At 38.2% G+C, this 13,897-nt stretch carries 13 protein-coding genes; all 13 read left to right on the forward strand.

Features of this window, described 5'->3' with window-relative positions; all coding sequences use genetic code 11:
• Position 1 precedes the first annotated feature (1 nt).
• The 13 genes from nuoL (at position 2) to spoIIID (ending at position 13,745) form a co-directional block, all read left to right on the forward strand.
• Positions 2 to 1,864 (forward strand): NADH-quinone oxidoreductase subunit L, encoded by a 1,863-nt coding sequence (gene nuoL / locus Q9B79_RS18260; RefSeq protein ID WP_306186407.1) that lies wholly within the window; start codon positions 2 to 4, stop codon positions 1,862 to 1,864.
• A complete protein-coding gene (locus tag Q9B79_RS18265) occupies positions 1,861 to 3,363 on the forward strand; it encodes an NADH-quinone oxidoreductase subunit M (protein ID WP_306186409.1) in 1,503 nt (500 codons plus the stop codon). Before nuoL ends, Q9B79_RS18265 begins: the two co-directional genes overlap by 4 nt.
• A 7-nt stretch (positions 3,364 to 3,370) precedes the next feature.
• Positions 3,371 to 4,885 carry an NADH-quinone oxidoreductase subunit NuoN gene (gene nuoN / locus Q9B79_RS18270; RefSeq protein WP_372339559.1) on the forward strand — a complete coding sequence of 505 codons (1,515 nt, stop codon included), beginning with the start codon at positions 3,371 to 3,373 and terminating at the stop codon, positions 4,883 to 4,885.
• A gap of 213 nt (positions 4,886 to 5,098) precedes the next feature.
• Entirely contained in the window at positions 5,099 to 5,335 is a 237-nt protein-coding gene (locus Q9B79_RS18275; protein ID WP_000940742.1) for a DUF1146 family protein, read from the forward strand.
• Positions 5,336 to 5,386: 51 nt separating this feature from the next.
• On the forward strand, positions 5,387 to 6,091 hold the full coding sequence (locus Q9B79_RS18280) for a YwmB family TATA-box binding protein (protein WP_372339549.1): 705 nt from the start codon (positions 5,387 to 5,389) through the stop codon (positions 6,089 to 6,091).
• 39 nt (positions 6,092 to 6,130) lie between these two features.
• The gene (gene murA / locus Q9B79_RS18285; RefSeq protein WP_000411264.1) at positions 6,131 to 7,435 is read left to right on the forward strand and encodes a UDP-N-acetylglucosamine 1-carboxyvinyltransferase; all 1,305 of its coding nucleotides are present in this window, start codon (positions 6,131 to 6,133) and stop codon (positions 7,433 to 7,435) included.
• 207 nt (positions 7,436 to 7,642) lie between these two features.
• Positions 7,643 to 8,662 (forward strand): stage II sporulation protein D, encoded by a 1,020-nt coding sequence (spoIID, locus tag Q9B79_RS18290; RefSeq protein WP_098669998.1) that lies wholly within the window; start codon positions 7,643 to 7,645, stop codon positions 8,660 to 8,662.
• 277 nt (positions 8,663 to 8,939) lie between these two features.
• Complete coding sequence (locus Q9B79_RS18295; RefSeq protein ID WP_306186419.1) at positions 8,940 to 9,947, forward strand: LytTR family transcriptional regulator DNA-binding domain-containing protein; 1,008 nt, start codon at positions 8,940 to 8,942, stop codon at positions 9,945 to 9,947.
• A gap of 181 nt (positions 9,948 to 10,128) precedes the next feature.
• A complete protein-coding gene (locus Q9B79_RS18300) occupies positions 10,129 to 10,971 on the forward strand; it encodes an ABC transporter ATP-binding protein (RefSeq protein ID WP_306186421.1) in 843 nt (280 codons plus the stop codon).
• On the forward strand, positions 10,971 to 11,675 hold the full coding sequence (locus tag Q9B79_RS18305; RefSeq protein ID WP_306186423.1) for an ABC transporter permease: 705 nt from the start codon (positions 10,971 to 10,973) through the stop codon (positions 11,673 to 11,675). The genes Q9B79_RS18300 and Q9B79_RS18305 overlap by 1 nt, the downstream gene beginning before the upstream one ends.
• Before the next feature lie 161 nt (positions 11,676 to 11,836).
• Entirely contained in the window at positions 11,837 to 12,742 is a 906-nt protein-coding gene (gene spoIIQ, locus Q9B79_RS18310; RefSeq protein ID WP_306186425.1) for a stage II sporulation protein SpoIIQ, read from the forward strand.
• Between the two features lie 287 nt (positions 12,743 to 13,029).
• A complete protein-coding gene (locus Q9B79_RS18315; protein ID WP_000008901.1) occupies positions 13,030 to 13,164 on the forward strand; it encodes a hypothetical protein in 135 nt (44 codons plus the stop codon).
• A gap of 308 nt (positions 13,165 to 13,472) precedes the next feature.
• Positions 13,473 to 13,745: a sporulation transcriptional regulator SpoIIID gene (gene spoIIID / locus Q9B79_RS18320; RefSeq protein WP_000544012.1), complete on the forward strand. Its 273-nt coding sequence runs from the start codon at positions 13,473 to 13,475 to the stop codon at positions 13,743 to 13,745.
• The last annotated feature ends 152 nt before the right edge of the window (positions 13,746 to 13,897 follow it).

Consider the following 13,897-nt stretch of genomic DNA (forward strand, 5'->3'; position numbering starts at 1 on the left):
AATGATCGATTATGCATGGCTCATACCGCTTTTCCCGCTTGTTTCGTTTTTGTTATTAATTATATTCGGGAAGAAAATTAGAGAAGGAAGCAGTGTACTTAGTATTTTCCTCGTCTTTCTCTCCTTTATATTTGCGGTACTTGTATTAATAGAACGGTTTTCGACAGTACCAGTAAAGCATAAGTGGGTATGGCTTAGAGCTGGAGATATTGATATATCATTCGGCTTTGAAGTGACTGCATTAGGGGCTTTAATGCTGTTTATCGTTACGCTTGTGAGTTTACTTGTACATGTATATTCGAAAGGTTATATGAAAGGTGAGGAAAGATTACCAACCTTTTATGCCTATTTAGGGCTCTTTACATTTGCAATGCTAGGGCTCGTTATATCACCGAATTTATTACAGCTTTATATATTTTGGGAGTTAGTAGGACTCGGTTCATTTTTACTCATCGGTTTTTATTTCTTTAAAGAAGAAGCGAAGGCTGCTGCAAAAAAGGCCTTTATTATGACTCGTATTGGTGATGTCGGTTTATTTATTGGGATGATCATACTTTTTTGGCATGCAGGTAGTTTTGAATATGATGCAATTTTTAGAGCAATTCATACGGGGGACCTTACCCCTACGATGATTACAATAACAGCGATATTAATTTTTATCGGTGCAATGGGGAAATCAGGTCAGTTCCCGCTTCATACGTGGTTACCAGATGCAATGGAAGGTCCGACGCCTGTTTCGGCACTGATTCATGCGGCGACAATGGTCGCAGCTGGCGTATATTTAGTGGCGACGATGTTTCCGTTATTTTCAGCAAGTGCGGTGGCGATGCAGACGGTGGCAATCGTTGGAGCTTTCACTGCAATCTTTGCGGCTTCCATCGGTCTTGTACAAACGGATATAAAGAGAGTGCTCGCTTATTCTACAGTTAGCCAGCTCGGGTACATGATGCTTGCGCTGGGATCTGCTGGTTATGTAGCAGGTGTTTTCCATTTGACGACACACGCCTTTTTTAAAGCGCTACTATTTTTGGCAGCAGGAAGTGTCATTCATGCGGTGCATACGCAAAATATTAATAAAATGGGCGGCTTACAGAAGAAGATGAAAATAACGGGTGCCTTATTTTTAATCGGTACTCTTGCAATTAGTGGTGTCCCACTCCTTTCCGGTTTCTTTAGTAAAGATGAAATTTTAGCAGCGACTTGGATGAACGGCAATTACGTTTTATTCATCTTAGCAGTAATTGCAGCATTCCTAACAGCATTCTACATGTTCCGGCTATATTTCCTTGTCTTTACTGGGGAAGCGAAGACGAAGGAAGATGTGCATGAATCGCCCCGCATTATGACGTATCCAATGATCGTTCTCGGGGTCCTTGCGGTAGTAGCAGGTTATATAAATACACCGTGGTTTGGGACATTTCTCGGGGATTGGCTTACGAAAGATGTAGCATTTAAAGCGCGAGAAGCACACGGACCTTTTTGGATTATGATTGTAGCGACGCTCGTTTCATTTGCAGGAATTGCTCTCGCATATTTCATATATGGCAAGAAATCTATTTCTAGAGATTGGGCTGGGAACGAAGAAGCCCCTCTTTATAACCTTTTGAAAGAAAAATATTATGTGGATGAACTATACAATATGACGGTGCTTCCTGTTACGAAAGGAATCGCTCATGTACTTCGCTTATTTGAGGTGTATGTAGTCGAAGGAATTGCCGTTTTAATAGGGAGTGTAGTTAAAGGGTTAAGTGGAATCGGGTCTAGACTCCAAAACGGAAATGTACAAGTGTACGGGACTGTAACAGCTGTTTCACTTGCAGTACTCGTCATTATTTTGCTCTATACGGGAGGGGATTTACGATGAATGATTTGTTATTAACGTTCTTCATTTTTTCCCCGCTTTTAGGAATTCTCTTACTTGCCGTAACGCCGAAAAAAGAATCGCGTACAGTGCGAGCGCTCGGTTTATTTGGAACGGCGCTTCCATTTGGAATCGCTATTGTCCTCGCTTGTACATACGCTTCTGGCAAGAGTTTATCGCTATTTGATGAGAAAGTGAAATGGATTAAATTCGGAGATTTTTCAGCGGTGGATAAAAGATGGTTTTCCATTTATTATGAGCTTGGTATTGATGGTTTAGCGCTCGTTATGATGGTGCTGACGGCCCTGCTAGCGATGCTTGCAGCCATTGCAGCATTTACGATTAAAAGAAATTTGAAAGCATTTTATATGCTATTACTCATGTTAGAAATAGGGATGCTCGGCGTCTTCGCTGCTCAAAATCTAATGTTGTTCTTTATCTTCTTTGAAATTACATTGCCACCAATGTTTTTATTAATTGGGAAGTGGGGGAAATTGTCGAGTGAAAAGGCTGCTTATAGTTATTTAATATATAACGGTATTGGCTCCGCTATTTTGCTCATTGTTTTCTCGGTTTTATTCGCGAAAACAGGTACAACGAATATGACAGAGCTTAAAGAAATATTAACGAGTGTAGGTGCTGGGGGAGGAATGGCTGTCTCAAGTAGCTTACAGTTCGGCTTGTTTCTTGCTATAATGATTGCTTTTGCGATTAAACTCCCCGTTTTCCCGTTACATCGCTGGATGGTCAATGTGCATATTGAAGCGCATCCGGCTGTAGTTATGCTTCATGCAGGTGTTTTACTGAAGATTGGAGCATACGGTATAATCCGCTTCGGACATGGGTTATTCCCGGAATACTTTCGCGAATTTGCAACGCTCATTGCGATTTTAGGAGTCATTAATTTATTGTACGGAGCCTTCTTAGCACTCATCCAAACGGACTTCCGGAAGGTACTTGCTTACTCTAGTATTTCGCATATGGGCATTGTATTAATGGGACTTGCGGCTTTAAATGCACCCGGTACACAAGGAGCGCTATTCCAAGTCGTGTCGCACGGCTTAATCGCTGCCTTGCTCTTCTTCCTACTCGGCGTTATAGAACAGCGTTTTGGAACGTCGGATATTACAGCGCTTGGCGGACTTGCAAAAAGTGTACCAGTACTTAGCGGATTCTTCTTAGCGGGAGGAATGGCATCGCTTGGATTGCCAGGAATGTCTGGATTTGTTAGCGAGTTTCTCGCCTTTCTCGGTTTATTTCAAGGGGAGCCGGTTATTGCAGCAGTCGGTGTGCTTGGCATCATTTTAACCGCTGTATACGTATTAAGAGCAACACTGCAAGTAACATTTGGTAAGAAAGAGTGGGAAGCGAAAGCTGATATACACGGATGGGAGTATGTCCCGATTTTGCTGCTTATCTTCTGCATTATTGCAATTGGAGTAATGCCAGAAATACTAGGGGATCCGCTTCAAAATACATTGAAAACATTGGGGGTGAAGTAGGATGGATATGAATACGTTACTTAGCTTATCATGGCATCTCATGGTGCCAGAATTCATTATTCTAGGAGCTGCCATCCTTCTTTCCGTATGTGATTTGTTTTTTAAGCTGAACCATAGATATGTAGCGCTTAGCGCAATCGCAGCTATCGTGTTAGCAATCGTTTCATTAATTACGCTATACAGTGAACCAGCGGGAGATATTTTAAACGGATCGTTTGTGTTAGATGGGTTTTCAAAAGGATTTAAAACGTTGTTGTTAGGCGGGGCGGCGCTCATCTTATGCACTGCAATGAGTGATGACAAGAAGAATCCCATTGAAGATAAGGGAGAATATTATTACTTATTTTTAATGGCACTTCTTGGGGCTATGTTTATGGCTTCTAGCGTTGATTTCATTACACTTTTCGTCGGCTTAGAATTGCTTTCACTTTCTTCCTACATTTTAGTAGGAATACGAAAAAAGAACCGCGCATCAAATGAGGCGGCAATGAAATATGTCATTAATGGAGGAATCGGAACGGCAATTACGCTCTTTGGAATGAGTTATTTGTACGGTATTACAGGGTCAACCAATATCGTGGAGATGCAAAAAGTATTCGCAGGAGAGCTTGCAGGTGGTATTCAGTTATTGTTAGCTCTCGCCTTTCTACTATTACTCGTTGGACTCTCGTTTAAAATTGCAACAGTACCGTTTCATATGTGGGCACCAGATGTGTATGAGGGAGCGGCTACACCTGTTACCGCTTTTCTAGGGACGATTTCTAAAATTGCAGGGTTCCTACTCATTATTCGTCTGTTCCTCATGGTTTTTGCAAGTGTATCGGTGCAAGGAGACATGCAATCTTTATACGGACGTATGAGCATATACATCGCTGCATTAGCGAGTATTACGATGATTATCGGAAACGTAGTCGCATTAAAGCAACATAACGTAAAACGCCTGTTTGCCTATTCGGGAATCGCACATGCGGGGTATTTACTCGTTCCGCTTGTCGCATTATCACCATTTACGATGGATAGCATGTGGTTTTACATGCTTGCGTATATGCTGATGAATATAGGCGCATTTGCGATTATCCACGGCTTAATCTTACAAAGTGACAAAGAAAATATCACCATTTTCACTGGATTATATAAAAAGTCGCCATTTACAGCGATCGTAATGACGATTTTTATTTTATCGTTGGCAGGGATACCAGGAACAGCTGGTTTCATCGGGAAAATTAACATCTTTTTAGGTGCACTTCATGTAGAGCCAGCTCATTACGTATTAGCTTCGATTATGATGGGAACGACAGTCATTTCATTCGTATATTATTTCCGTATTTTACAGCAAATGTTTTTCAGAACGGGAGAAGTAGAAGAAAAGATTCGTTTGCCATTTAATATAAAGCTTGTAATGAGTCTTTGTGCAATTTCTATTGTAATACTGGGAATTATGCCGATGATTGGATACAATTTCTTTTATGAATATTTTCCATTAATGAAAGATTTCTTCTTTCTAGGGAACATGGTACAATAGTGAAAAATAAAAGGTGTGGAGTCGTTACTCTGCGCTTTTTATTTTGTGTGAATTACAATTGAAAATGCATTTAGGTATACGCTTTTAAAGAGAAAATTACGATGTAAAATGTAAGATGCTTATTTGTATTTGAAAAAGTGTGGCTCCTACTTATTATGGTATCGTTTTTATATGATTTCGTAAGTAGTAGCTGGGTAAAAAGGGGTCGATTTGTTGGCACATCTTTTAGGGCAACAAGCACTGATTGCCATTGTTTCGCATTTATTGTTTATTACCATTACGTGGTGGGCCTTACAAGGTATCCACATTGAGCGTTTAATGAAGCCTGGAAAGGTAATGCAGACGAGAGTATTACTCATCCTAATTACAATTGCAATTGGGACATCTGTAAGTAACTTTTTCCTTGATTATTTAGGCTATTCAAAGAGTTTAACGTATTTAGTAAAGTAAGTGTATAGAACCTTATATCTCCGTTAACAATGGGGATAGGAGGGGATGAAATTGAAGCTTAAAGCCATTCTTATTGTTGCACTTAGTGTTGTTTTATTTTTGGTTGGATATAGAGAGATGAAACCGATCAGCGATGAACAGAAAATGGAGAGCATGATTGCATCCTTAGAGAAAAATGATGCTAAAGTAGAGAAATGGTCATGGTTAGCACGAGAAACAAAAACAATTTCTAATATACATACGTTTCAAAAGTTGTTAAACGATGTAAAGGGCAAGGCGAATATTCAAAAATGGGAATTAGAGCAATCTCCAGATGGATATAAAGCTACATCCTATAAAAAGTTCGCTTCTCATGAAGAACGAGTAGTAGTAACTTGGAGTAAGGAAAATACTAAAGAAAACACTTTCATTATTTTTGAAGTGAGTGGGGCGAAATGGGACCCGAAGTACATTCAAAAAACAAATAAAATTTTTAGTGAAAAACCTATAATTTACACTTGTGTTCAAGGTGTACTGAATGATAAGATTGAAGGTGTTTTGCAAAATAAAACCAATCAGTTTTTGAAAGATCTTTCAGCAAGAGCGATCGAACAGATAGAAGAAAGAGCATTTGTGTCAGTCTCCGCATACAATAAAAAGTGGGATGACGCTCTTTCAACAAATAGAGAGAAAATAAATGTGCAAATAGCAATACGTTCTACAGACAACAAAGATACAATTGTGGTTGGCACACCGATCATAACTTCTGAGTATTGAGTGAATAGATACTGAAAAAAGGACACGGAGGGGAATAATTTGGAAAAGATCATCGTCCGTGGCGGAAAGCGGTTAAACGGCACAGTGCGTGTTGAGGGCGCAAAAAATGCTGTATTACCTATAATCGCTGCAGCCCTATTAGCGAGTGATGGAAAGAATGTACTATCTGAAGTACCAGTTTTGTCTGATGTATACACAATTAATGAGGTATTACGTCATTTAAATGCTGAAGTCGTATTTGAAAATAACCAAGTAACAATCGATGCTTCTAAAGAACTAAACATTGAAGCACCATTTGAATATGTACGTAAAATGCGTGCATCTGTTCAAGTAATGGGACCATTACTTGCGCGTAATGGTCGTGCTCGTATTGCACTTCCTGGTGGATGTGCAATTGGTTCACGTCCAATTGACCAACATTTAAAAGGCTTCGAAGCAATGGGAGCAAAAGTACAGGTTGGTAACGGTTTTGTTGAGGCATACGTTGAGGGAGAACTAAAAGGAGCTAAAATTTATTTAGACTTCCCAAGCGTGGGCGCGACAGAAAACATTATGTCTGCAGCTACATTAGCAAAAGGGACAACAATCCTTGAAAACGCAGCGAAAGAACCAGAAATCGTTGACTTAGCTAACTTCTTAAATGCGATGGGAGCGAAAGTACGCGGAGCTGGAACTGGAACGATTCGTATCGAAGGCGTTGATAAATTATATGGTGCGAACCACTCTATTATTCCTGACCGTATTGAAGCGGGAACATTCATGGTTGCAGCGGCAATTACTGGTGGAGACATCTTAATTGAAAATGCTGTACCTGAACATTTACGCTCAATTACAGCGAAGATGGAAGAAATGGGTGTTAAAATTATTGAGGAAAACGAAGGTGTACGTGTTATCGGCCCAGATAAGTTAAAAGCGGTTGATATTAAAACTATGCCTCATCCAGGTTTCCCAACAGACATGCAATCACAAATGATGGCATTATTACTACAAGCTGATGGAACAAGTATGATTACAGAAACGGTATTCGAAAACCGCTTTATGCACGTTGAAGAATTCCGTCGTATGAATGCTGATATTAAAATCGAAGGTCGTTCTGTTATTATGAACGGTCCAAACAGCTTACAAGGTGCTGAAGTAGGCGCAACTGACTTACGTGCTGCTGCTGCATTAATTTTAGCTGGTTTAGTATCAGAAGGTTACACTCGTGTAACTGAATTAAAGCATCTTGACCGTGGTTATGTAGATTTCCATAAGAAATTAGCTGCATTAGGTGCAACTATTGAACGTGTAAACGAAAAAGTAGAAGAAGTGAAAGAACAAGAAGTTTCTGATCTTCACGCTTAATTGAAATAGTCTCTACGTCTTTTGACGTAGGGGCTATTTTTTTGGGTTATTACTGTTATAGTCAAGAAATTCTATACTTATGCACGTACCATTAAAAATATTTAGAAAAGTTTCACTTTATACAGGTCCCCTTAAGTATGTTCTAAAAGAAAGAGTTGTTCCATAAGAATGAATGGAGTAAAGCTTTTTTATATTGGGGGAAATAAGATGAAATTTTCAAAGCCACTTTTTATTACAGTAGCGCTTCTCATAGCGCTCGTTATCATTGTACCTGCTGCTCTTGTTATTCCGTTTGCGAAAGCAAAAGTAGGGGAAGAAGCAGCTTCTAAAACTCCTCCAGCGATAGAAAGTATACCAGCTCCAGGGAAAGTGGATACAGCGGTTCAGGTGGCTGTATATCGCGAGAAACAGAAAAAAGTAGAAACATTACCTATGGAGGAGTATGTGACCGGCGTAGTAGCTTCTGAGATGAATGCCAGTTTTGAAATAGAGGCGCTAAAGGCGCAGGCATTAGCAGCGAGAACATTTGTAGTCCAGCGTATGCTAAGCGGAGGTAAGAAAAACAATGCGGACGTGACAGATACGGTGAAAGATCAAGTGTACAAAAGCAAAGAAGAATTGAAGAAACAATGGGGCAATAACTACGAAAATAATTTGAAGAAAATTGAAGAAGCTGTTTCGAAAACCGCAGGACAAGTTTTAACGTATGATGGAAAACCAATCTCAGCATCCTTCTTCTCAACGAGTAATGGCCGGACAGAAAATGCGGCTGATTATTGGGGAAATGATTATCCGTACTTAAAGAGCGTAGATAGTCCGTGGGATCAAGCTTCTCCGAAATTTACGAGCGAGCAAACCTTTACGGTAGCTGACTTTCAAAAACGTCTCGGTGTGAAAGTGCTAGCAGACGGGAAGGTTGGAAATATTAAAGATCTTACGGAAGGAAAGCGCGTAAAGGATGTAGCATTTCAAGGGAAAACATTAACAGGAAAAGAAGTTCGTGAAAAGTTAGACTTACGCTCTTCTGACTTCACTTGGAAACAAGAGGGAGATAAAATCGTCGTTACAACGAAAGGCTTCGGCCACGGCGTCGGCATGAGCCAATACGGAGCGAACGGCATGGCAGCGGAAGGTAAGAAATATACAGATATCGTCGCTCATTACTATAAAGGCGTTGAAATAAAGACGATGAATGATTATGAAGGAAAATTGATGGTGAAGAAGTAGGATACAGAATAGACCGTCCCAAGAGGTATATTGGGACGGTTTTTCTTTTTTTGGTAGATAAGTTATTTTTGTCTAATCGTAGATATACTTTAAAGTGTAATAAGTATATTTGAAAACCCTCAATGTTCAGCGGTGAGAAGATATAGAGGCTGTTACCTTGTTTTCACCCTTTTTATGTTTTCATAGTTTTATAATACGTTAAAATGCTGTATGAAATATCATAATTTTCCATTAATTGTTTGGTATAATAAGATAAAAAGCATTTGGGGGAGACAAAATGGCGTTACTCGAGTTGAGACAATTAGGGAAGACGAACCAGTTACCAGCAGTTGAACTGAAGGTTGAAAAAGGACAGTGTGTTGTTTTGCAATGTAATAACCATACAGCGAAAGTGTTGCACCGCATTATTATTGGTGAGGAAGAAGCTTCAACTGGCAATGTGCTATTTGAAGGTGAAGCAATTGGAAAGAGAAATTATTCACGTATCGGTTTTTGTTTTTTGAAAGATGAAGCATACGACCGTTTGAAGGTAAAGGAATACTTCAAGTTTTTAATAGGACTTTATGAGTCAAATATGAGCACGGAAGAAGTCGTACAATATGTCGGCCTCTTAGATAAATTAAACGTTAAAATAGAAAAGTTATCATTTTCAGAGAAACGTCGCCTTCATATTGGGCGTGTTATGATTCATAATCCAGACTTAGTTATTTTGGAAGAGCCAGAGCAAAATGTAGATACAGAAAGCACGATTATTATCAGGAAATCAATTATGAAAATGAAAGAGCAAGGAAAGGCAATTTTTATTACATGTTCTTTCTTATCAGACGCTCTTTCGTTAACAGAAGATGTATACATATTAAATAATGATGGTGTGAAAAAAGTAGAAATTGAACAAGAAGAAATTGAAGAGGTGGATGAAGAGAAGGTTGTTCAAATGATTCCACAAATGAAACTTGAAAGAATTCCAGCGAAAGTGAACGATAAAATCATTTTACTCGATCCGATGGAAATTCATTTTATTGAAACGCAAAACGGAGTGACACATATTCATGTGCGTGAAGGGGATTTCGTATGTGCATTAACATTAACTGAACTAGAATCGAGATTAACAGGGTTCGGATTCTTTAGATGTCATCGCTCGTACCTTGTGAATTTACAAAGGGTACGAGAAGTGATTACGTGGACTCGTAATAGTTTTAGTTTAATTTTAGACGACGAAAGAAAAAGTTCAATCCCGCTTTCAAAAGGGCGAATGGATGAATTAAAAGGTGTGATTGGGCTATAAAAATTGCTCCAATAAGCTCAAAAAACGATTCATTCACCGGTAAAAATACTCCTTTTATCGGTATTTTACTGCGTAAACCCTTTGTTTTTCATATGATTGAGTCAAGAAAAGCGAAACAAACAAAACGAAAAGCGCTAAAGCGACTTTCATCTATAAAAGAAAAAACAAAGGGGATGACGAGATGACATTGGCAATTGAAATGAAAGATGTAATGAAAAGTTTCAATGAAAAAACAGCACTTCGAAATGTAAATATTGAAGTGAAGCAAGGAGAAATTTTTGGTTTCCTCGGACCGAGTGGATCTGGGAAAACGACAACAGTAAAAATTTTAACTTCTCAATTACTTCATAGCGTTGGAACGGTAAGGGTACTAGGAAAAGATATTACAGGGCCAAGCAGCATCGATTACAAACGAATTGGTATTTTAACAGACAACAGTGGCTTATATGAGAGACTTAGCATTTATGATAACTTACTATTATTTTGCGACTTATACGATTGTAAAAAAGAACGAATCGATGAAGTGTTAGCACAAGTAAATCTATTAGATGATAAAAAAATACCAGTAAAGAAACTATCAAAAGGAATGAAGCAGCGCGTTACACTAGCAAGAGCAATCCTTCATAAACCAGATATCCTCTTCTTAGACGAACCAACATCTGCACTTGATCCAGTTAACGTACAAAACATTCATAAAATCTTAAAAGACTTAAATAAAGAGGGAACGACAATTTTCTTAACGACGCACAACATGGAAGAAGCAGAGACGCTTTGTAATCGCATCGCCTTTCTGTGCGGCGGAGAAATTGTAGCGCTTGATACACCGGAGAACCTTCGCTTACAATACGCGAAAGATCAAATACAAGTCGTATTAAAAGATAAGCAAAAAGAAGTCGTACAAAAAGATGAATTAGGTGCAAAACGTATTTCAGAATGGATGAAAAAAGGCGAATTGCTATCGATTCACTCACATGAACCAACGCTAGGCGATATTTTTATTGAAGTTACTGGGAGGGGATTATAATGACATTTTCAATGAGACGTGTATCAGCTATTTTTAGAAAAGAAGTACAGGATTTTAAGACAAATTCACAAGTTTTGTTAATGGCATCTTTACCAATTATATTTGCATTTATATTTAGTCGATTTGGAGAAGGACAGGCAGGAGTTGGCATCATTATTTTAATGTCCTTTCTATTTGTTGCAGGATTTGTTCAATCAATGGTAATTGCAGAAGAGAAAGAAAAACATACGTTACGTGTGTTAATGCTATCACCGGCTTCTTCTGTTGAAGTTCTTCTTGGTAAAAGTATATTAACAGCATGTTTAACGTTAGGTATTTCCATTGTAAACTTATTCATTCTAGATCAATTAAGTGGAAATCTCTTATTGCTAGCACTTATTTTCTTATGTGGAACAATTCTATTTATCTTAATTGGAACAGTGATTGGATTACTAGCTGAGTCTGTCCCGCAAACATCACTAATTGGAATGCCGATATTAATGACGATGTATTTAGCTGTACAATTTGAACCAATGGTTGAAAATAAAATGATTAAGACAATGATTAGTTATCTTCCAACATCTCATCTTGAAAAAGCAATTAAAAGCTTAGTGGAGGGTGCTGGGTTTAGTAGTATTAGTGGAAATATGCTAAATGTTGGAGTATGGCTTATTATTTCACTTATTGCATGTTTAATCGTATATAAAAAGAAACAATTGGACTAAAAACTGAGCTGAAACGCTCAGTTTTTTCTTTTTTCAATCATTTCCTCGGAAATTTTACAATTCCTATACATATTTTTACAGATTTTGTCGAAAAGTAATTAGTTATACGTTGTATAGGATACGTGAATATTGTTCAAAATGATTGCTGAGGTGATGATGGAATGCGAGGAAGAAATAATAAAAAGTCGCAAAAGGTAGTACATTTATTTCAAAAAAGATGGGTGTTTCCGGCACTGTACATTGCTTGTGCAGCAGTAATTTTAATGGTTGCGTTATGGTTCCAAGGAGCTAATACGAAGAAGACTCCGAACCAAGATCAAGCAACACCGTATACACAATCGGAAGATCCAGCAGTACCAGTAACGAAATCTTCAGAAGTAGTGAAAATGCCAGCTGCCACGAGTGTGGAAGTAGTCGTACAGAAGAAGTTCTATGAAGATGCAGCAACTGAGGCGGAACAAGAAAAAGCACTTGTCTTTTATAACAACACATATTCCCCGAACAAAGGAATTGACATTGCTGCGAAGAATGGAAAAGAATTCAATGTTACAGCTGCTTTAAGTGGTACAGTAACGAAAGCTGAAAAAGATTCACTTCTTGGTTATGTTGTAACAGTTGATAGCGGAAATGGTGTAGCAGCTTCTTATCAAAGCTTAGGCAGTGTAAAAGTAGAAAAAGGTGCACGAGTTGTACAAGGTGAAGTATTAGGAAAATCCGGTCTAAGTGCAATGAATAAAGAAGCAGGTTCTCACGTTCACTTTGAAGTACGTAAAGACAATGTGGCTGTGAACCCTGAGCGCTACTTAAATAAATCAGTAGCAGAAATTAAAGCTGATGCAGGTGCTGCAAAGGCAACGAACGCTTCTGGTAAAAAAGCTGAAGACAAATCTCAAAAAGAAGAGAAGTCAACGAGCACGAAACCAGAAAATAAAACAGAAGACAAGTCTCAAAAAGAAGAGAAATCAACAAGCGGTTCGACTAGTGACAAAAAAGAAGAACCGAAGAAAGAAGAAAAATCAACAAATGGTTCTACAGAATCATCTAACAGTTCTTCTTCACAAGAATAAGAAAGTGAAAAAATCAGTTCTCACTAGAGAGCTGATTTTTTTATTTCTACCCCGCATTAACGGGCAGTAAGACCCCTACTTCAAAATTCAATGAAAGCTAAGAAGTTAGGTCTGGGGTCAACTGCCCGTAAAAGCCCGATTGGTGAAGGCTAATAATCAGTGGGAAATGGCGCCCACTGATTAAAGTTTCACTTTATATAAAAATACTCAATTTCGAGAAAAAAATTGCAATAACAAGGAAAAATGACGAGATTCTCGAATATATATTACAAAAGGGAGGGGATACTGTGTCATTTTTGTTTGTTCTGTCGACTGCTATTATTTTATTGTTTGTTTTATTTACTTTATATTATTACATTGCTGGTAAAAAAGAAGTTCCCCACCATCAGTTATTAGAAGAAGAGTTTGAACGAGAAGAATGACGCCTTATATATAAGGTGTCATTTTTTTTCGCCAAAATAGTCACTGTTAACGTATTTCTCACAAAAAAATGTAATTTTTCTTAACTTAGTCCGCAAAAATAGTGAACATGTAGCATATATCAGTAGTGCGGGCAATACAATGGTATAAACCAAAGCAAAGAGAGTGTTTGAGGTGAGAAATCGTGAATCATTTCATTATAAATCCAAGAATGTTTAACGCTTACAAACAGCACTCACACTTACTTCTAAGTCGTATGCAGCGAGGCTCATTTCACACTTCTCACATCCAATTTAGGGAGGCGAGTGGTGTGCACGATTACATCAAAGAGAGAACTATCAAGATTGGTAAGTATATCGTGGAGACAAGAAAGACAGTGCGTGTCATTGCAAAAGAATTTGGGGTATCAAAGAGTACAGTCCATAAAGACTTAACGGAACGTCTACCAGAAATTAATCCAGAGCTCGCAAATGAAGTGAAAGAAATTCTTGATTATCATAAGTCTATTCGTCATTTAAGAGGCGGAGAAGCAACAAAACAAAAGTATAGAAAAGAAGATGTAGAAAAGCCGGTACGTCAATAAATATGCGATCGTAAACATCCCGTTTCGATTCGGTAATATTTTTCAGAAGAATTCTTTTTGTGAATATTACGTTTCTGTTAAATTTATGATAAAATCAGAAATTAGGTGTAAAAGAATTCGGGTGTAACCTGATTTTGAATATCGAGGAGGAA

The organism is Bacillus sp. MHSD_36 (assembly GCF_030757775.1).
Lineage (GTDB): Bacteria > Bacillota > Bacilli > Bacillales > Bacillaceae_G > Bacillus_A.